General features: G+C 66.9%; 18 protein-coding genes. 4 read left to right on the top strand and 14 right to left on the bottom strand.

Annotated elements, in window-relative coordinates; translation table 11 throughout:
- On the bottom strand, positions 1 to 714 hold a 714-nt coding region (locus tag BDO18943_RS36795; RefSeq protein WP_175026051.1), incomplete at its 3' end, for an urea transporter.
- 256 nt (positions 715 to 970) lie between these two features.
- On the opposite strand from BDO18943_RS36795, the gene BDO18943_RS36790 reads away from it, so the two are divergent.
- The gene (locus BDO18943_RS36790) at positions 971 to 1531 is read left to right on the top strand and encodes a putative glycolipid-binding domain-containing protein (RefSeq protein WP_175026050.1); all 561 of its coding nucleotides are present in this window, start codon (positions 971 to 973) and stop codon (positions 1529 to 1531) included.
- Here the strand turns inward: BDO18943_RS36790 and BDO18943_RS36785 are convergent.
- The 5 genes from BDO18943_RS36785 to BDO18943_RS36765 form a co-directional block, all read right to left on the bottom strand.
- Entirely contained in the window at positions 1486 to 2403 is a 918-nt protein-coding gene (locus BDO18943_RS36785; protein ID WP_175026049.1) for an alpha/beta fold hydrolase, read from the bottom strand. The genes BDO18943_RS36790 and BDO18943_RS36785 overlap by 46 nt on opposite strands.
- A gap of 4 nt (positions 2404 to 2407) precedes the next feature.
- Entirely contained in the window at positions 2408 to 3313 is a 906-nt protein-coding gene (locus BDO18943_RS36780) for a metal-dependent hydrolase (RefSeq protein ID WP_175026048.1), read from the bottom strand.
- Positions 3310 to 4242, bottom strand: a complete 933-nt coding sequence (locus tag BDO18943_RS36775) for an SDR family NAD(P)-dependent oxidoreductase (RefSeq protein ID WP_175026047.1) — start codon at positions 4240 to 4242, stop codon at positions 3310 to 3312. Before BDO18943_RS36775 ends, BDO18943_RS36780 begins: the two co-directional genes overlap by 4 nt.
- Positions 4243 to 4263: 21 nt before the next feature.
- The gene (locus tag BDO18943_RS36770; protein WP_175026046.1) at positions 4264 to 5853 is read right to left on the bottom strand and encodes a flavin-containing monooxygenase; all 1590 of its coding nucleotides are present in this window, start codon (positions 5851 to 5853) and stop codon (positions 4264 to 4266) included.
- A gap of 246 nt (positions 5854 to 6099) precedes the next feature.
- The gene (locus BDO18943_RS36765) at positions 6100 to 6771 is read right to left on the bottom strand and encodes a lysoplasmalogenase (RefSeq protein ID WP_175026045.1); all 672 of its coding nucleotides are present in this window, start codon (positions 6769 to 6771) and stop codon (positions 6100 to 6102) included.
- Positions 6772 to 7135: 364 nt separating this feature from the next.
- Between BDO18943_RS36765 and speB the strand changes: the two genes are divergently transcribed.
- Positions 7136 to 8104 carry an agmatinase gene (gene speB, locus BDO18943_RS36760; protein ID WP_175026044.1) on the top strand — a complete coding sequence of 323 codons (969 nt, stop codon included), beginning with the start codon at positions 7136 to 7138 and terminating at the stop codon, positions 8102 to 8104.
- A gap of 228 nt (positions 8105 to 8332) precedes the next feature.
- Here speB and BDO18943_RS36755 read toward each other — a convergent pair whose 3' ends face one another.
- Positions 8333 to 9628, bottom strand: coding sequence for a citrate synthase family protein (locus BDO18943_RS36755; RefSeq protein ID WP_175026056.1), 1296 nt, complete (start codon positions 9626 to 9628; stop codon positions 8333 to 8335).
- A gap of 103 nt (positions 9629 to 9731) precedes the next feature.
- Between BDO18943_RS36755 and BDO18943_RS36750 the strand changes: the two genes are divergently transcribed.
- Entirely contained in the window at positions 9732 to 11165 is a 1434-nt protein-coding gene (locus BDO18943_RS36750) for a CoA transferase (protein WP_175026055.1), read from the top strand.
- A gap of 325 nt (positions 11166 to 11490) precedes the next feature.
- On the opposite strand, the gene BDO18943_RS36745 is transcribed toward BDO18943_RS36750, so the two are convergent.
- The 7 genes from BDO18943_RS36745 to BDO18943_RS36715 form a co-directional block, all read right to left on the bottom strand.
- Entirely contained in the window at positions 11491 to 11715 is a 225-nt protein-coding gene (locus BDO18943_RS36745) for a hypothetical protein (RefSeq protein WP_043177258.1), read from the bottom strand.
- Positions 11716 to 11992: 277 nt separating this feature from the next.
- Entirely contained in the window at positions 11993 to 12196 is a 204-nt protein-coding gene (locus BDO18943_RS36740; RefSeq protein WP_006485974.1) for a cold-shock protein, read from the bottom strand.
- A 638-nt stretch (positions 12197 to 12834) separates the two neighbouring features.
- Entirely contained in the window at positions 12835 to 14415 is a 1581-nt protein-coding gene (gene ilvA / locus BDO18943_RS36735) for a threonine ammonia-lyase, biosynthetic (protein ID WP_374101817.1), read from the bottom strand.
- A 348-nt stretch (positions 14416 to 14763) separates the two neighbouring features.
- On the bottom strand, positions 14764 to 15747 hold the full coding sequence (locus BDO18943_RS36730; protein ID WP_175026043.1) for a sulfonate ABC transporter substrate-binding protein: 984 nt from the start codon (positions 15745 to 15747) through the stop codon (positions 14764 to 14766).
- 123 nt (positions 15748 to 15870) lie between these two features.
- On the bottom strand, positions 15871 to 16713 hold the full coding sequence (locus tag BDO18943_RS36725; protein ID WP_175026042.1) for a MerR family transcriptional regulator: 843 nt from the start codon (positions 16711 to 16713) through the stop codon (positions 15871 to 15873).
- Between the two features lie 27 nt (positions 16714 to 16740).
- Complete coding sequence (locus BDO18943_RS36720; RefSeq protein WP_175026041.1) at positions 16741 to 17283, bottom strand: GNAT family N-acetyltransferase; 543 nt, start codon at positions 17281 to 17283, stop codon at positions 16741 to 16743.
- A gap of 87 nt (positions 17284 to 17370) precedes the next feature.
- Positions 17371 to 18243 carry a LysR family transcriptional regulator gene (locus BDO18943_RS36715; RefSeq protein ID WP_175026040.1) on the bottom strand — a complete coding sequence of 291 codons (873 nt, stop codon included), beginning with the start codon at positions 18241 to 18243 and terminating at the stop codon, positions 17371 to 17373.
- Between the two features lie 131 nt (positions 18244 to 18374).
- Between BDO18943_RS36715 and BDO18943_RS36710 the strand changes: the two genes are divergently transcribed.
- Positions 18375 to 19373: a quinone oxidoreductase family protein gene (locus tag BDO18943_RS36710; RefSeq protein WP_175026039.1), complete on the top strand. Its 999-nt coding sequence runs from the start codon at positions 18375 to 18377 to the stop codon at positions 19371 to 19373.
- Positions 19374 to 19417 lie beyond the last annotated feature (44 nt).

The raw sequence follows: 19417 nt of genomic DNA, 5'->3' as shown, positions 1-19417 counted from the left end.
CGGCATCAGCGCGAGCGCGGCGAGCGCACCGTTGAAGCCGAGCAGGCCGTCGCCGAACGACGCGCCGCTGGTACCGAGCGCGACCAGCAGCGCGGTCGACACTAACGCGCCGCCAAGCGCGAACGCGGCCGCGCGACGCGACGCGACGGCGAGGCCGGCGACGATCAGCGCGCCGGCCCATGCGCCTTGCGCGAAAGTGGTTTGCGCGACGCCTGACAGAAGGGCGTCGGCGGCGGAAGTCAGCGTCAACACCGGGCCGGTCGTCGTGCCGCCTGCATGTTGCAGCGCGACAAACGGCAGCCACAGCGTGGTGACGATGAGGCACGGGCTCGAATACGGACACTGGCGCCAGCGTGCGAGCGGCTGGCGCATCGCGCGCTGCACGAGCGCCGCGCCGATCGAGGCCAGCGGCACCAGCACGACGGCGGCGAGTTGATGGGGCGCGAACAACACGGCGATCAGCGCGGCGAGCGCGCCGTTGAAGCCGTGCAGCCCCTGTTCGACGTCGCGGCGCTCGGCGCCTGTCAGCACGGCCGTCATGCTGGCGGCGGCCGAGCCGACCAGCGCCGCGCTCGCGAGCCGCAGGTCGGTCAGCGCCAGCGCGGCGAGCAGCAGCGCGCCGGTGAACGCGTTCGCCTGCAGCACGATCTGCCCGATGCCGCGCAGCAAGATACGCAGGTCGATCGACGGCGGGACGGGGCGGGCGGTAGGCATGATGGCGGCGGCACAGGACGAGCCGCGAGCATAGGACACAATGCCATGCACCGGAATAGGGAATTCTGGATAGTCAGGATTTGTGGTCGATGCCCCGAAACGGTGAATGCAGATGTCGATTCGTGCCCGAACGCCGAGCTGTTGGCACGTTCGGCGGGGTTGCCCGATTGGGACTCGAATCCCGGCAGTGGCCGGCATTTTCGTCGAGCAATCTGTGCGACGATGCCTCGCATCGGGCATACCGGGAGAAGGAGAGATGGGCGAAGTACGGTGGGCGTCGCTCGAAGGCGACGGGGTCGAACATCTGACGTTCGACCGGAGCGACGGCGGGATCGTCGTCGAAAGCGCGGTGGTCGGCCAGCGATATGGCCGTGCGTACGGGCTCGCGTATCGCGTCGAGTGCGACACGCACTGGTGCGTGACCTATGCGGTGCTCAAGGTGATGGGCGGCGGCACGCTCGAATTGCGCAGCGACGGCGCCGGCCACTGGCACGACGGCTCCGGCCGCGCACTGCCGGAGCTCGACGGCTGCATCGACATCGACATCGCGGCGACGCCGTTCACGAATTCGCTGCCGATCGGCCGCCTCGGGCTCGCGCGCGGCGAGCGGCGGCCGATCGACGTCGCGTACATCTCGACGCCGGACCTGAAGGTTACGCCGGTCAAGCAGGCCTACGCGTGCCTCGAGCCGGGCCGGCGCTACCGCTACGAAGGGATCTTCCGCGACTTCACCGCCGAGATGGACATCGACGACGACGGGCTCGTGATCGATTACGAGACGCTGTTCAGACGCCTGCCGGCGCCGACGGTGCGCTGAACCCGAGCCACGGCCGGGGCGAGCGCCGGCCGCTCGTGCGCGGACGCGAAGCGGTCGATGCGCGACGCGATGATGTCGGGGTGGCGCAGCACGACCCAGTGGCTGCCGTCGATTTCCTCGCGCACGTGGTCGCCGAGCCAGCGGTCGAGATCGACCGACATCTCGGGCGTCACATAGCGGTCGCGCACCGGCACCAGGATCTGCACGGGCGCCTGTGCATACCGTTCGCGCGGCTTGCGGGCCCGTGCGATGAAGTTCGCGCGGTACAACTGCAGGCCGTTCAGCGCGTTCTTCAGTTGCACGGGATCGCGCTCGGCGCGCACGCGTTCGGTGAGCTGCAGCCAGCGCGGCCACAATGCCGCGCCGCCGAGCCGCCACACCAGCGACGGCACGAGCGGCAGGTGGAAGAACGCGATGTACCACGACTTCAGGCTCTGCTTGAGCCGCATCTTTGCGCGGAACACGTGATCGAGGCACGGGCCCGAGATCGACGTGTACGACGCGATCCGGCCGCGGAACGCGGGGTCGGTCACGGCCTCCCAGCACTGGATCGACCCCCAGTCGTGGCCGACGAGGTGGAACGGCCGGCCGCCGCAGGTTGCATCGGCCACCGCCTTCAGGTCGGCGGCGAGCCGTTCGAGCGTGTAGTCGGCGCGGCGGCGCGGCGCATCGGATGCACCGGCGCCGCGCACGTCGTACGCGATCACGCGGTAGCGCTTCGCGAGCCGCGCCCGGATCGGCGCCCACACGGCCGCCGAATCGGGGTAGCCGTGCACGAGGATCAGCGGCGGGGCGCGACGCGACCCGCTTACGTAGACGGCGAGTTTCACGTCGCCGGACTGGACGGTCAGCATCTCGTGGGCGCGCGCCATGACGTCATGCCTGCGGAACCGGGTGCAACGGCACGCGGCGCGGGGCGGCTTGCGCGGCGTAGCGCGCGTTGGTCGCGTCGATGTTCTCGAGCAGCGTGTCGAGCCCCTGCAGGTACTGGTGGTTGTCGTGGTCCCACGGGTGGAAGCCGGGGCGGAAGTAGTCGAGCCATTCGCGCGCGATGTTCGGGAACACGCCGTGCTTCGGGCTGTACAGATACTTCACGAGGCGCCACATGCCGCCGAACTTGCCGTGTTCGCGACGGTGCGCGCGCATCAGGCGCAGGTGGAAGTCGAACACGATCGCCCAGAAGAACACGGTCGTCGTCAGCATCGTGCCCGTGCGCAGCAGGTAGCTGCCGAGTCCCGGCTTCATGACGGTGGTCCATACGTCGTACGACACCGCCTTGTGCTCGGTTTCCTCCATCGCGTGCCACATCCACATCTGCTGGTAGCCTTCGACCGAGCCGTCGATGCGATGCTCGTGGCCCGACAGCAGCTGGTTCGCGAGGATCGCCGTGTAGTGCTCGAGCGCGATCGTGATCGCGAGCTGCATCGAATGCGGCAGCGCCTTCTTGAACCAGCCGAGGATCGTCCACAGGCGCTTGTCGAGCTTGTGCGCAGGCAGGCCCGACGACTGCAGCAGGTCGTTGTATTCGATGTGCTCGCGCGTGTGCATCGCTTCCTGGCCGATGAAGCCGAGCACCTGCTTCTTCAGTTCCGGATCCTCGATCTGGTCGCGGTAGTTGCGCACCGAATCCATGAAGAAGCGTTCGCCGGCCGGGAACAGCAGCGACAGCGCGTTCATGAAGTGCGTGACCGGCACGCCCTGCACGTGCCAGTCGCGCGCGCGTTCGGGGGGCAGCGCGAAACGGATGTCGCGCCGCACGGGCATCATGTTCGGGGTCGTCATGATTGTTCTCCTCCCTGATTGCCTGCGTTGTTGTAGGTGGCGTGCAGCGGCGCGGGCGCCGGCGTGCCGCGCGTGGCGCGGCGGGCCTTCGCGGCCTCGCGGCGCGTCGCGAGCACGACGAGCGCCTGGTAGGCCGACGGCAGGATGCGCGCCAGCCAGTCCGCCCCCTTCGCGTCGCGGCCGATCAGTACGCGGCGCTTGTTCTTGCGCACGCCGGCGAGGATCGTGCGCGCGGCATCGTCGGCGGTCGTGATGAAGAACTTCTCGAAGCTGTCCTTGCCTTGCTGCTCGCTCTCGACGATGAAGCCGACCATGTTCTTCGCGACGCGGCTCGACTGCGCGATGTTGGTGCGGATGCCGCCCGGATGCACGCAGGTGGCCGACACGCCGCACTTCATCATGTCGAGTTCCTGGCGCAGCGACTCGGTGAAGCCGCGCACCGCGAACTTGGTCGCGTTGTAGCCGCTCATGCCCGGCTGCGCGAAGATCCCGAAGATGCTCGACGTGTTGATCACGTGACCGTCGCCCGAGGCCTTCAGGTGCGGCAGGAACGCCTTTGTGCCGTGCACGACACCCCAGAAGTTGATGTTCACGATCCACTCGAGATCGCTGTATTCCATCCCTTCGATCGTGCTCGACAGCGCGACGCCTGCGTTGTTGAAGATCAGGTTGACCTTGCCGTGCTCTTTCGCGGTGTCGTCGGCCCACGCGAACATCGCGTCGCGGTCGCCGACGTCCAGTACGCGCGTCGACACGCGCACGTTCGGCGCGATCGTGCGGACGATCCGCTCGGTTTCGGCGAGGCCGACGCCGTTCTTGTCGGCGAGCGATACGTGGCAGCCGGCCTGCGCGAGCTGGATCGCGAGCGAGCGGCCCATGCCCGAGCCGGCACCCGTGATCGCGGCGACCTTGTTGGCGAAATCTCTCATGTCGGTTGCTCCTTGTCTGGCTCAGGCCGCTTCGGCGGACGTGGAAGTCGAAGCGGAAGCGGCGGGCGCGGCGGCGGGCCGCGCGGTCGTGTCGTGTTGCGGCGCGCGATACGCGTGGTAGTCGGCGATCGAGAAGTGCGCGGTCGCCTGGCGGAAGCGCCACGTGAAGCCCGGCCACAGCGTCGTGTTCTTGCCCGTGCGCGGATCGAGGTACCAGCTCTTGCAGCCGCCCGTCGACCAGATCGCCTTTTTCAGCTTGCCCTGCAGGTCGCTGTTGAATTGCGTCTCGACGAGCGGGCGCACTTCGATCGCATCCGCGCGTTCGCGGCGCATCGCCTGCAGCGCGCCGAGGATGTACTCGATCTGCGACTCGATCATGAACACCATCGAGTTGTGGCCGAGGCCCGTGTTCGGGCCGACGATCATGAAGAAGTTCGGATAGCCGGGCAGCGTCGAGCCGAGATACGCGTGCGCGCCGTCGCGCCACGCGTCGACGATGTCGAGCCCGCCGCGGCCGAGGATCGCGCCGCGCGGAAACGGATCGGCCACCTGGAAGCCGGTGCCGTAGATCAGGCAGTCGACTTCATGGCGGCGGCCGTCGGTCGTCACGACTGCGTCGGCTTCGACGTGGTCGATGCCGGTCGTGATCACGTCGACGTTCTTGCGCGACAGCGCCGGGTAGTAGTCGTTCGAGATCAGCACGCGCTTGCAGCCGAGCGTGTAGTTCGGCGTGACGGTCTTGCGCAGCTCCGGATCGGGAATCTGCTTGCGGATGTGGCGCAGCGCGAGCTTCTGCACGTTCTTCATCAGCGACGGATGGATCGCGAAGCCGAGCACGCGCGATTCGAGCATCCAGTAGATGCTGCTGCGCACGGCCTTCTGCGTGAACGGCAGCGTGCGGAACAGCCACTTCTCGAGCCCGGTCAGGTTGCGGTCGGGCTTCGGCATGATCCACGGCGGCGTGCGCTGGAACAGCGCGAGTTCCTTCACGCGCGGCGCGATCTGCGGCACGAACTGGATCGCGCTCGCGCCGGTGCCGATCACCGCGACGCGCTTGCCTTCAAGCGCATAGTCGTGATCCCAGTGCTGCGAGTGGAACGCGCGGCCCTTGAAGTTTTCGACGCCGGGAATCGACGGCAGCGCGGCCCGCGACAGGCCACCCATCCCCGACACCAGCACGCGCGCGGACAGCCGCTTGCCGTTCGCGAACGTGAGGCGCCAGCGTTGTGCGGCCTCGTCGTACTCGGCGCGCTGCAACTCGTGGTTCAGGCGCAGGTGCGGGCCAACGCCGAAGCGCTGCACGCAGTCTTCCAGATACGCGCGGATTTCCGGCTGCGGCGCGAACATGCGCGTCCAGCGCGGATTCGGCGCGAACGAGAACGAATAGACGTGCGATTGCACGTCGCATGCACACCCGGGGTAATGATTGTCGCGCCACGTGCCGCCGACCGACGCGGCCTTCTCGAGGACGACGAAGTCGGTCACGCCTGTTTGACACAGGCGGATCGCCATGCCGAGGCCGGCGAAGCCGGTGCCGATGATGGCGATGTCGATGGTCTCGTCCAGGCCGTCGTGGCCGGGCGGACCGAAAGGCAACGTGCGAGCATTCATCCGGGTGTCTCCGATTTGGCTCATTTTTGAATGTTACATTGTTCGATGTAACGATAGTGGGTGAACCCGGAAACCGCAAGAGGCTAGAAGCGGCGCTCTAAGGGCCGGAAGCCAGACGGGAAAAGGCTGAGCGGGGTTTGGAACGGCGCGCTTCCCGCATCGCGGGATGCGGCGAAAGGGCCGTCGGTAGGGCAAGAGAGGGGGCGGACGAGACCGCCGGCGCGCGGCGGTCTGTTTGAAACAGTATCAGGGACGGATCGTTCGGGCGGCCGTCTCATGGAAAACCCCGGCCACGATCGTGACCTGCGCGAGCGCGTAGAGGCCCCAGATCAGGTAGTCGATGCCCGGAAAGCCGCCGAGGAAGCGGCCGGCGCCGATCAGCGTATCGGAGCCGACGAAGATCAGGCTGCCGAGCGCGACCAGTGGGTCGCGCGTGCGGGCCGCGAGCGCGAAGCTGGCCATCGTGCACAGCACGAGCATGTAGACGGCGACCGGTGCGACCAGCTCGCCGAGATGCGGGAAGAACGCCACGTAGAACGCCGGCGCGGCGATCCACAGCCCGACGAGCGCGACGATGCGCCAGCCGTGCGGCCGCGCGCGCCAGCGGAAGAAGATCGCGCAATAGAACAGGTGCGTGAGCAGGAACGCGCCGAGGCCGAGGACGAACGACAGCGGCCAGTCGGGCAGTGCGAGCAGCACGTCGCCGAGCACGGCCGTCACGAGCGCCGCGCACAGCCACGCGCGTTCGCGCGGTGCGGCGCAGGTGCTGCCCGCCGCGAGCAGCAGGATGCCCATCGCCGCTTTCGCGGCGGCCTGGCCGGGATAGGGCGCGGCGGCGAGCGACAGCCCGTACAGCAGCGCGGCGGCGACGGCGAGCGGCCAGAGCCGGCGGTAGGTGGCGGGAAGCATGGCGATCAAGGCGGGTGTCTCCGGTTTGTCGTTGTCTGCGGTGGACGGCGCGCGGTCGAGGGCGCGGCTGTCGGCCATTATCCGGAAGAAAAGGGGGGCGAAAACCGGCGAATCCTTCTAGGAAGCGAGGGCGCCGCTACTGCCGGATTTCTCCGCGCGTTGCCCCGGTTGAACCGGGGCAACGACTTCAATTCGGCTTGCTATGATCGCCGCGGTATTGCCGTTGTCGATGTGGTTGTTGCTGTCGTTGTTCCGCCCGGCCGCGCGACAGGATGCGCAAGCCGGTGCGTGCCCGATGAATCCATGCCATGCCCGGCCCGCGCGCCCATGCGACGCGGGGCGGGCTGGCCTCCCCACGAAAACAGGTCCGACCATGACCGAACTTCTCCACGGCGACGGCGCGATCCGTCGCACGACGCCGTACGGCTCGTCGATCGAAAACACCTACGCGGGCGTGCTGTCGTTCATGCGCCGCAACTATTCGCGCGAGCTCGACGGCGTCGACGTCGCGATCTCCGGCGTGCCGCTCGACCTCGCGACGACTTACCGCTCCGGCGCGCGGCTCGGCCCGGCTGCGATCCGCGCGGCGAGCGTGCAGCTCGCGGAGCTTCATCCGTATCCGTGGGGTTTCAACCCGTTCGACGATCTCGCGGCCATCGACTACGGCGACTGCTGGTTCGACGCGCACAACCCGCTGTCGATCAAGCCCGCGATCATCGAGCATGCGCGCACGATCCTCGGTTCCGGCGCGAAGATGCTGACGCTCGGCGGCGACCACTACATCACGTATCCGCTGCTGGTCGCGCATGCGGAGCGCTACGGCAAGCCGCTGTCGCTGATCCATTTCGACGCGCACTGCGATACGTGGGCCGACGACGATCCGGACAGTCTCAATCACGGGACGATGTTCTACAAGGCCGTGAAGGAAGGGCTGATTGATCCGGCGACGTCGGTGCAGGTTGGGATTCGCACGTGGAACGACGACTTTCTCGGTATCGAGCGGCTCGATGCGGCGTGGGTGCATGACCACGGGTCGCGCGCGGCGGTCGAGCGGATCGTCGACATCGTCGGCGCGCGGCCCGCGTACCTGACGTTCGATATCGATTGTCTCGATCCGGCGTTTGCGCCCGGCACGGGCACGCCGGTCGCGGGCGGCCTTTCTTCGGCACAGGCGCTCGCGATCGTGCGCGCGCTCGGCGCGGTGAACCTGGTGGGTGCGGATGTGGTCGAGGTGGCACCCGCGTACGACCACGCGGACATCACGGCGATTGCGGCCGCGCACGTCGCGTGTGACTTGCTGTGTCTGTGGCGGCAGAAGAAGGTGGCGGGGGCGCTGAAGTAAGTCAGCATGCGCGTGCCGTTGGCGCGGTGCGCGCATCGCCGGATCGGTGTGCCGTGTGCCGTTTGCATCGCGTGGCTCAGGCAAAAGATCTTCGCGGATTTCCGTGGCGCGTGATTGCCGACCCGTTGGCGACATCGGTGGAACGTCATCGGATGGCGGCTTGCATGCGCCAACGAGGCGTTGGCTTGTCACCGATGATGCACGCTGACGTCATCGCATCAAGAAAAGCTATCGACTCCTGAAAAAAGCGGCAAGCATGTCGTCTTTCGGCGCTGCAGGTTGCGTTGTTTGCCGCTTTCCCGACCGTCCGCGGGATCGCGCATGATCCGGCCCGGCACCGGATCCACCTGGCCACGTCCCCGTATAAACCGCACGCGGCCGGATGAGATCGGATTGCTCGCGCTGCTCCAGCCCGTGCGCGATCCAGCCGATCGAGCGGCCCAGCGCGAACAGGCCGAATGCAGCACCGACGGGAAGCCGCAAATGTCTGCGCAGCGCCACCAGCGCGAGATCCAAAGAGGGCTTGTGGCCGACGAGCGCGCTCCCTGCATCGATCATCCTTTTCCATTGCGGATGGCGCGGCAGGATCCGCGACAACAGATACGTCGCACGCACGTCGCCGTCGGGATAGAGCGAATGTCCGAAGCCCGGCAAGCCGTCTCCCCGGGCGAGACGTTCGCTCATTTTTTGCTCGATGTCCTTATTACCCAGTTCGTCCCACAGTGCTTCGCCACGCGCGGTGGTCGCGCCATGCCGCTCGCCCGACAGGCCGGCCAGACCACCGACCACCACGGCCCGCAAGCTCGCGTTCGTCGACGCGATGCATCGTCCCGTGAAGCTCGACGCGTTCAGTTCGTGATCCGCGCACAACACGAGCGCCATCCTGATCACCTCGGCGCCAGCAGGCCCGACGCCCCACGCCCGCGCGCATTGCACGTGGATGGGCGCTGTGTCGATCCGGGTTCGCAACAGGCATGCGGCAAGAATCCGCACGAGATCGCCGCAGCCCTGCGCCTGACGATCGGTCGATTGCTGCCAGATCGCCGTTGGCGCGTCCTCGCTTGCGACGGTGAAGAGCGGCAGCAGGGCCTGCTCGGCGCGTTGCTCGTCGTAGTGCCTGAAGAGCGTTCGCAGCACCGCGGGCGTAGCGGGAATGTGGCGGCCGAAAGCGGTCTGCTCGTCGCATCGCCATAGCAGCGCCGCGACTTCCTCGAGACTCGCGCGGGACGCGAGATCGAGTGCATCCACACCGCGATAGAAGAGCCGGCCACCGTCGATCAACGTGATGCTCGACTCGAGCACGGGCGAACCCCAGTTCAGCGCGGCTTTCGCCACTTCCTTCGGCTTGCGGCCTCGTGCGCGCTGATCCGCGAGCCGGTCGACCTCGGCCGCGAGATAGCGGCTTTCGCGATGACTGCCGCCCGGTTCCGCGCGAAGCAGGCCGCGGCTGACGTACGCATAGAGGGTTTGCCGCGAGACACCGAGCCTTGCCGCGGCTTCGGTCGAATTCAGGTAGTTCGACATCGTGCGCAGGGGGAATGGTTCGACAGGTTGATCAGGATAATCAACGTTGACAGCAAATGCGAGCGAGACGATCTTTGCCTCACCTAATTCATGCGAGGCGAACATGCGTATCGATCAAATGTCGAGGGAGCTGGCCGTGGCCGATGAGGATCGGGTGTCGCGTCATCTGCGGGCGTTCTGGCTGGCGGCGGGTGGGTCTCAGGCGTTCCTCGAGTCGTGCAGCTTCAGCGGGGCGGGCGAGCTGGTTTCCGCGTTTCGCGTAACCGACATGGCCACGGCGGCAATCGGCGCGGCAGGGACGTCCGTTGCCGAATTGCTGCATGCGTCGACCGGAACGTTGCCGTCGGTGCGGGTCGACCGGCGCATGGCGTCGCTGTGGTTCGGCACGTCGCTGCGTCCGCAGGGCTGGACGATGCCGCCACAATGGGATCCGGTGGCCGGCAACTATCGGGCGCGCGATCGCTGGATCCGGTTGCACGCCAACGCGCCGCATCATCGGCTGGCCGCCTTGTCGGTGCTGGGCTGTGCCGCCGATGCACAGGCGGTCGCGCAAGCGGTGAGTCGCTGGGATGCCGGTGCGCTCGAAGACGCGATCGTCGAGCGAGGCGGTTGCGCTGCGGCGATGTACGCGGCGCAGGAGTGGGCCGAGCACCCGCAGGGCAAGGCGGTCGCAACCGAACCGTTGCTGCATGTTCATGCCGCGACCGATGCCATTGCGCGTGACTGGCGCCCTTCGAAAGACCGGCCGTTGCGCGGCATCCGCGTGCTCGACCTGACGCGCATCCTCGCCGGCCCCGTGGCGACGCGATTTCTTGCGGGCCTGGGCGCAGACGTACTGCGCATCGATCCGTACGGCTGGGAAGAACCGGGCACGGTGCCCGAAGTCGTCCTCGGCAAGCGATGTGCGCGGCTGAACCTGAAAGATGCGGCGGATCTCGATACGCTCAAACAGTTGCTCGCCAGCGCGGATATCGTCGTGCACGGTTACCGGGCCGACGCGCTCGCGCGCCTCGGTCTCGATGCTGCGCATCGGCGCGAACTGAATCCTGCGCTCATTGACGTGTCGCTCGACGCTTATGGCTGGAGCGGTGACTGGCGTTGCCGGCGCGGCTTCGACAGCCTCATTCAAACGAGCACGGGAATCGCCGAGGCGGGCATGCGCGTCATGGGCAGCGATGAACCGGTGAACCTGCCCGTTCAGGCCATCGACCATGCGACGGGTTACCTGATGGCGACGGCCGCCATCCGTGGGCTGACGACACGAATGAAACAGGGTGTCGGTACCGAGGTCCGCGCGTCGCTGGCGCGCACGGCGGCCGATTTGCAACTGCGGTCGGAGCCCATGAGCGAGGTGGTCGAACTGGTCGCCGACGGTCAACGCGATCGTGCGGAGCACGTCGAGCCGACGTCGTGGGGGCCGGCATCCCGGCTCCTCCCGCCCTTGCAGATCGACGATGCGCCGCTCCGATGGTTTTATCCGGCGCGCGCACTGGGTGCGTACGAACCCGAGTGGTTGTCTTCGAACGGCGATCTTTGAATCGGCGCGATGAATCGGCTGGTGTCGGTGAGTGGCGGCGGGACGGGAATCGGCCCGGCCATGGCAATGCATTGCGCTCAGCGCAATGCGCAGGTCGTCATCGTCATCGTCGGACAGCGCGCGAACGTGCTGGAACACGCCGCCGAAGTGATCGGCGGCGTGTTTCCCGATGCGCGTCCCACCGTGCCCGGACTGCCGACCTGGGCGTGCCTGATCAGGTGGACCGCGTTCGGAGGACGCTGGCAGAGCGTTTCGAGCCCCTCGATTTCGTGGTCAACGCGGCCGGCGCGTTGCGCGTCGCTGGATCGATGGTCGGGCCTTGCCTTCAACCGCGCGTGTCGACCCAGTTGCGTGCCCAGCGGGCCGAATGCTGCAACGCCTGCTCCTCACTCGTGAAGTAATCGAGCGAATAGAACTGGTAGCGGCCTTCGGTGCGTGGGCTACCGGCGCGTTCAAGCAGCAGGTTGGATGAAAAACTTCCGTCGGGCAAACGATGCGCCGAGGGGTGAACGGCATAGCCGTTGTATTGTTGAATTCGATTGTTCTGCATTTTAATTTTAATAATGTTCGAGTGCGTGCGTGCCGTGCGGAATGTGCACAGGTGCGCCGATTCAAAGCCATTGCGAGCTGAATCTGAAGCAGTCGTAAAGCGAAAAAGGGCTTGGCAGCCTGAGGGGGAATGAAGTGCAACGAGGCGTGTGGCGCTCGGCGAGCTGCTGAATGAACCGATGCAGCTAAGAGCAATCGCGCCAACTTTGGGAGACCAATCTCCGCGAGGATGTCGCTGCAACCCGGCGTCCGTTACGGGAGGCCGGGTCCTTCAAACTTTACAGCGGCTTGATGTTGGCCGCTTGCAGACCCTTCGGGCCTTGCTTCGTTTCGAAGCTCACCTTCTGATTTTCAGCCAGCGTCTTGAAGCCGTCGGCGCGAATTTCGGAGAAGTGAGCGAACAGATCGTCGCCGCCGTTGTCGGGCGTGATGAAGCCAAAGCCTTTGCTGTCGTTGAACCACTTGACGATACCGGTATCCATGAAGATTCCTTGAGAAAAAATAGAAAGATTTGCTCTGTAAAAGAGCGCGTGAAGCGTCAAGGAGGGAGAGGACAACGAATACCGCTGAGGAGCGATCAATTGATGAACAGCAATCGGACTTCTTGAACTTCGGACGATACACTAACCGCTGGGCGGTGCTGGCGTCAATCGTTATCTTGTAACTGTGTTACCACGCGGTCCGTTTTGCGGATGAGTCGATGTGGCCCCGCCTGGCTGCGGGCACTATCCGGGATGACGCACAGGTTGGACAGGGCCTGATGGGGTTGGTGGCGATGAATGACCCGAAGCGGCCACATCACCTTATCCAAAGCGGCCATTCGAATCGGGGATCACGTTGCGACGGGCAATCGCTTCGCGGTCGTCCACGACAACCATAAAAGAGCCCCGCGCTCTGGCCGAGCGCCGACCGTTCGCCACGCGTTTCGCGAAAATTCGGCAAGAACAAACAAGGCCGACGCGTCGTGCGCCCGTCATGTGCCGAAGCAGATGGACGAAGCGATCGGCGGCGCATGTCCCGATGCGCCACCGATCGTGCGAGAGGGATGGCAACCGCACCCGACGCGGCAAGGACGATTGACTGTCCGGAAGACCCGCGTCGCCGACAAGCGCGATCCGTACTACAGGAACAAGCGATAGGCGAGATTGCTGCCTTCCTCGATGTACGGATAGCCGAGCGTCGACAGGAAGTGGTCGAATGCGTCGCGATCGGCCTGCGGCACCTGCAGCCCGACGAGGATCGAGCTGTAGTCCGCGCCCTGGTTACGGTAGTGGAACAGGCTGATGTTCCAGTCCGGTGCCATCGCCGACAGGAACTTCATCAGTGCGCCCGGCCGTTCCGGGAATTCGAAGCGGAACAGGCGCTCGTCGAGCGCGAGCGGCGAACGGCCGCCCACCATGTAGCGGATATGTTCTTTCGACAATTCGTCGTGCGTCAGGTCGATGGTCCTGAAGCCGTGCAATTCGAAGCTCGCGGCGATCTCGGCCGATTCGCCGCGGCGCTTGATCTGCATGCCGACGAAGAAGTGCGCGGATTGCGCGTCGGCGATCCGGTAGTTGAACTCGGTCAGGTTGCGATCACTGACGAGCGCGCAGAAGCGCCGGAAGCTGCCGCGTTCCTCGGGGATCGTGACCGCGAACACGGCTTCGCGCGCTTCACCCACTTCCGCGCGCTCGGCGACGAAGCGCATCCGGTCGAAGTTCACGTTCGCACCGGACGTGACCGCAATGAGCGTCTGGTTCTCGGTGCCTTCGCGTTCCGCGTAGCGCTTTGCACCCGCGACCGCGAGTGCACCGGCCGGTTCGAGCACGCTGCGGGTATCCTGGAACACGTCCTTGATGGCCGCGCATAGGGCATCGGTGTCGACCGTCACGACGCCGTCGAGGTATTCGGCGCACAGCCGGAAGGTTTCCTCGCCGACCAGCTTCACGGCGGTACCGTCCGAGAACAGGCCGACCTCGGTCAGCTCGACGCGCCGGCCGGCCGCGAGCGATTGCGCCATCGCGCACGAATCCTCGGTCTGCACGCCGATCACCTTGATCTCCGGGCGCACGGCCTTCACGTAGGCAGCAATGCCGGACGCGAGGCTGCCGCCGCCGATCGGCACGAAGATCGCGTGGATCGGCCCCTGGTGCTGGCGCAGGATTTCCATCGCGACCGTGCCTTGGCCGGCGATCACGTACGGATCGTCGAACGGGTGGACGAACGTGAGATCGCGCTCCGCCTGAACCTTGACCGCGTGCTGGTACGCGTCGCTGTACGACTCGCCAGCCTGGATGACCTCGACCGTCGGGCCGCCGTGCGCACGCACCGCGTCGACCTTCACTTGCGGCGTCGTGACGGGCACGACGATCACGGCCTTGACGCCCATCCGCGCTGCCGAGAATGCGACTCCCTGCGCATGGTTGCCGGCCGACGCCGTAATTACGCCGCGTGCGAGCGCGTCCGCCGGAATGTGCGCCATCTTGTTGTACGCGCCGCGCAGCTTGAACGAGAACACCGGCTGGTTGTCCTCGCGCTTCAGGTAGACGGCGTTGCGCAGCCGGGCCGACAGGTTGCGGGCGGGCTGGAGTTCCGTCTCGCGCGCGACGTCGTAGACACGGGCGGTGAGAATTTTCTTGACGTAGTCGACGGGAGGCTGGGCTTGCGTGGCAAGCGCGGTGCAAGCGTCAGGCGAGCTTCGGTACAAAGACACGGTCATTTCCTTTCGAGGGCGGGTTTGAAATGCCCAGGGCGGAAATGAAACAACCCGCCTCAGGGGCGGGTTGTCGTCATTGAGCCGGATGCGCGCTAACCCACCATTCGAAGAATGGTGCGAATAATCAGCGCAATGGCGAATGCTTGGCGGCTCATGTTTTCAAGCATCAACCATGGCAACGGTAGTTGTCAACTGTATCGAGCGAATTCCGGCCATCATGGGATGGTTGCCTGGTCGAATGCCGGTACTTCGCGTCGCCTTTCCCGGTCATCCGTGACAAGCAACGAACGAGGCCGTCGGGCAGGGTGCCGGTCGGCCTCGTGCGAATCAGTTCGCGCTGCGGGTTGCGCGTTACTTCGCCGCGAGCGCACTCTGCACGCTCTTGTCGACCCATGCGTTGTCGGCCACGCTCAGTTTCTGCGGAATCAGCTTCGCCGCATAAAACGCATCGGCGACGCCTTGCTGGGCCGCGACGATCTTTTCGTCGAGCGGCACCGCGCCAAACGGGACCCGCTTGATCCACGTCTCGACGAGCGGTTGCGGCAGGCCGACCTTCGGTGCGATCAGCGCGGCCGTGTCGGCCGGATGCGTGTTGACCCATTGGCCCGTCTCGCGCGCCTGCTTCAGGATCGCGCCGACCACGTCGGGATGCTGCTGCGCGAAATCGCGCGTCGCTTCGTAGAAGTTGTTGGTCGCCGAGAGTCCCGTGTAGTCGGACAGCGTGCGCACCTTCAGCGCATTTTGCGCGGCTGCATAGTACGGATCCCAGACGACCCACGCGTCGACGTTGCCGCTCTCGAACGCGGCGCGCGCGTCGGCCGGCGCAAGGTACACGGGGCGGATTTCGTCGTAGCGCACGCCGGCCTTCTTCAGCGCTTCGAGCAGCAGGTAGTTCGCGCTCGAGCCCTTCTGCAATGCGATCTTCTTGCCGCGCAGGCCGGCGACCGAACGGATCGGCGAATCGGCCTTCACGACCACGGCTTCGTTGTGCGGCGCCGGCGGTTCCGCGCCGACATAGACGAAGTGCACGCCGGCCGCCTGCGCGAACACGGGCGGCGGCGCACCCGTATAGCCGAAGTCGATGCTGTTCGCGTTCAGTGCTTCGAGCAGTTGCGGGCCGGCCGGGAATTCGAACCACTGGACGCCATAGCCGAGCGGCTTGAGCCGCGCTTCGAGCGAACCTTGCGCCTTGATGACCGACAGCAGGCCGGCCTTCTGGTAGCCGATGCGCACGACCTTGTCGGCGCCGCCTTGCGCGAAGGCCGGCGCGGCGGACAGCGCGACGAGCGTGGTGACTGCGGCGGCGCGGGCGATCCAGCGGGTGAAACGAATCATCGAACGGACTCCATGCGAAACGTCTTCGGGCGAGCGGTGGTGCTGCTCGGTTGGAAGAATCGTCGCATGGGCGATCACGCCCGCAAACGAAGCATTGCCGATATCAATATGACGGCGGCGCGCCTATGCTTCGTCGCTGTCGTCTTTCGATGCCGGTGTGCCGGACGACTGCCGCGCGGCCTCGTCGCTGAGCTTCTTGTCGAGGATCGTCGCGACACGGCCGCCGAGATAGGCGCTCGCCGCGGTTTCGAGTGCACGGTTCGTCTCGCCTTCGACGAACACGGCCGCGAGCGGGCGCAGGCGCCAAATTGCGTCGACCAGTTCGGGCACGTCGGTGGCGGGCGGCAGCGTGTCGGCGTCGTAGCGGTCGAGCCGCTTCACGACGAGATCGACGAGCAGTCGCGCGATCGCGTCGAAATGCGGCCGCGCGAGGCTGATCACGTCGAGCAGCTCGCGCGGCGGGATGCCTTCCTTCGTCATCGCGGCCGCTGCTTCGAGCAGTGCGGGGTTCTTCGCGACGAACGACAGGCCGCGCCGTTCGAGCAAGCCGAGTTCGGTCACGCGTGACAGCTGCGTGGTCGCCTGCGGGCCGAACATCTGCGCGAGCGCGGCGAGCGAATAGGTTTTCGGCAGTTCGTGCGACCAGCGGCCGCCGATCGCGTTTTCGAGGCCGAGGATCGAGCGCAGGTCGTGGCCTTCGTCGATCGCCTTGATCAGGTCCTGGATGTTCGACAGCGTATAGCCGCGTGCGAGCAGGTGGTTGATCAGCTTCAGGCGCGCGACGTGCGTGTCGTCGTAGATGCCGACGCGGCCGCGCTTTTCCGGCGGCGCGAGCAGCCCGCGATCCTGGTAGGCGCGGACATTGCGCACGGTCGTGTCGGACACGCGTGCAAGTTCGTCGACCGTGTACTCGTTGCGGGAGTCCGGCGCCGCCTCGTCGGGTGTGGAATGAGTCTGTTTTGACATGCGGCCATTCTAGCGCGACGCGGCGGGCTAGGGCGAGACAGGGAGCGTGCGCGCGCCGTCGCCGAGCGGGCGCTGCAGCAGCGCCGTATCGATCCAGCGGCCGTGCTTGAAACCGGCTGCCTTCAGCATGCCGGCCGGCTCGAAGCCGAATGCGCGATGCAGCGACGTCGAGCCGCCGGTGCCGCCGTCGGCGATCACCGCGATCATCTGCCGCCACGGGCCGGCCTCGCAGCGTTCGATCAGCGCCGCGAGCAGCGCGCGGCCGATTCCGCGCCCGCGCTGCGACTCGTCGATGTAGATCGAATCCTCGATCGTGAAGCGGTACGCGCTGCGCGTGCGGTACGGCGTCGCGTATGCGTAGCCGGCCACGCGGCCGTCGCATTCGGCGACGAGATACGGCAGCCCGTGGCGCAGCACCGCGTCGCGGCGCGCGCGCAGTTCGGCGACGTCGGGCGGCGTCTCTTCGAACGACGCGACGCTGTGGTGCACGTGGTGCGCATAGATCGCGTGGATCGCATCGAGGTCGGCGTCGGTCGCGTCGCGAACGACGCAGGCGGGAGCGGTGGGCATGGCGGTGGGTCCGGCGAATTCAGAACGCAAACCACCACTATGCCGGCCGCCGAAGCGCATGGCAAAGCCGCGTGCGGCCGCGGCCGCCTAGAGCCGGCCGTCCGCCGCGCGAACCGCATCGGCGATCGCGTCGGCGACCCGCTGCACGCGCGGGGACCGTCGCACGTCCGGATGGACGACGAGCCAGATCTCGCGCTCGATGTCGCAACGCGGTGCGGCCGTCAGCTCGACGAGCGGCGCACCGGCGTGCGCGGCCGGATCGTCGACGAGAAACCTCGGCAGCAGCGCGACGCCGGCGCCCGCCGCGCACGCGTGATGCTGCGCAGCCAGGTCGTTGGTGACAAACGCGAAACGGCGTCCGGCCGCGAAGCGGGCGAGCCACTGGTGCTGCGGCGTTTGCGCGAGCGCATCGTCGTAGCCGACGAACGCCCAGGTTTCCGGCGGCGCGTCCGCCCATTCCGGCGACGCGCACAGCGCGAAGCGCATCGTGCCGAGCCGGCGCGCGGCGAGCCCCGGCTCGCTCGGCCGCGACAGCCGCACTGCGAGGTCGGCTTCGCGTGCGTACAGGTTCGCCGCGTGCATTTCGCCCATCAGGTCGATCCGCAGCGCCGGCCATGCGCGCTGCGCGCGGGCGAGCCGCGGCGCGAGGAAATGGCTCGCGAACACCGGCGACGCCGATACGCGCACCACGCCGTCTAACGCCGCCGCGCCCTGGGCGGCGCGCGCGAACGCATGCGCGTCGGTTTCGAGGCGGGCGGCATGCTCGGCAAGGTGCAGCCCTTCGTCGGTCGGCGGCCAGCCGCGCGGCAGCCGGTCGAACAGCCGGATGCCGAGCGCCGACTCCAGCGCGTCGATGCGGCGTGCGACCGTCGAATGCTGAACCTGCAGCGCCCGCGCGGCGGCCGACAGGCTGCCGCCGCGCATCACCGCGAGGAAATAGCGGATGTCGTCCCAGCTCATCGGTAACGCGGATGCGGGAGCGGCGTCCGGATCGGTTGAATTTTGCACAGTAGATGGGCGATTTACATGAATTCCGTTCGATTATGCACGATGGGATGATCGTGTCACTTCATTCGATTACGAGGAACGTCATGACCCAGACTGCCACTGCCATCCGGATCGGGATCGACCGCTACGGCGACGCCGGCGTGCTGCGCCGCGTCGATGCACCCGTCGCGCCGCCCGGCGCCGGCGAAGTACGGATTCGCCAGACCGCGATCGGCGTGAATTTCGTCGACATCTATTTCAGGACGGGGACGCACACGTTGCCCGCGCTGCCGGACGCGCTCGGTGTCGAGGCGGCCGGCGTGATCGATGCGGTCGGGCCCGGCGTGACGGCGCTCGTCCCCGGCCAGCGCGTCGCGTATGCGGGCATGCCGACCGGCAGCTATGCAAGCCTGCGCACGATGCCGGCCGAGCGCGTGCTGCCGATCCCCGATGGCCTGAGCGACGAAGCCGCCGCCGCCGGGCTGCTGAAAGGGATCACGGTTTACATGCTGCTGCATCGCGTCCGGCAGCTCGGCGCCGGCGACACGGTACTCGTGCACGCGGCGGCCGGCGGCGTCGGGCTGCTGGCGACGCAATGGGCGCGTGCGCTCGGCGCGCGGGTGATCGGCACGGTCGGGTCGGCCGCGAAAGCCGCGCTCGTGCGCACGCACGGCGCCGAGGCGGTCGTCGATTATCGCGAGGAAGATTTTGTCGCGGCGGCACGCGCGTTCGGCGGTGGCGCGGGGGTCGATTTTGCGATCGACGGGATCGGCGGCGACGTGCTGACGCGCACGCTCGGCGCGGTCCGTCCGTTCGGGATGGTCGCGAGCATCGGACAGGTGGCCGCGATCGGCGCGCGGCAGACGTTCGATCTCGACGAACTGGGACCGGCGCGGTCGATCGCGCTGTCGCGGCCGAGCGTGCTCGGCTTCATCGCGCGCGACGTGGACGGATATCGGGAGGCTGCACGCGCGACGCTCGACCGGCTGGCGGGCGGGATGCATATGGAGATCGGCGCGCGGCTACCGCTGGAACAGGCGGCCGATGCACACCGGCTGCTGGAGTCGCGCGCGACGACGGGCGGGGTCGTGCTGCTGCCTTGACGGCGGGCGGATGGGGATCGCGATGCGGCCCGCCGCTCGCATCG

It is taken from the genome of Burkholderia aenigmatica (genome assembly GCF_902499175.1).
GTDB classification, from domain to species: domain Bacteria; phylum Pseudomonadota; class Gammaproteobacteria; order Burkholderiales; family Burkholderiaceae; genus Burkholderia; species Burkholderia aenigmatica.
The sequence above is the reverse complement of the archived record's forward strand: the minus strand, read 5'-3'. Positions and strand labels throughout refer to the sequence as shown.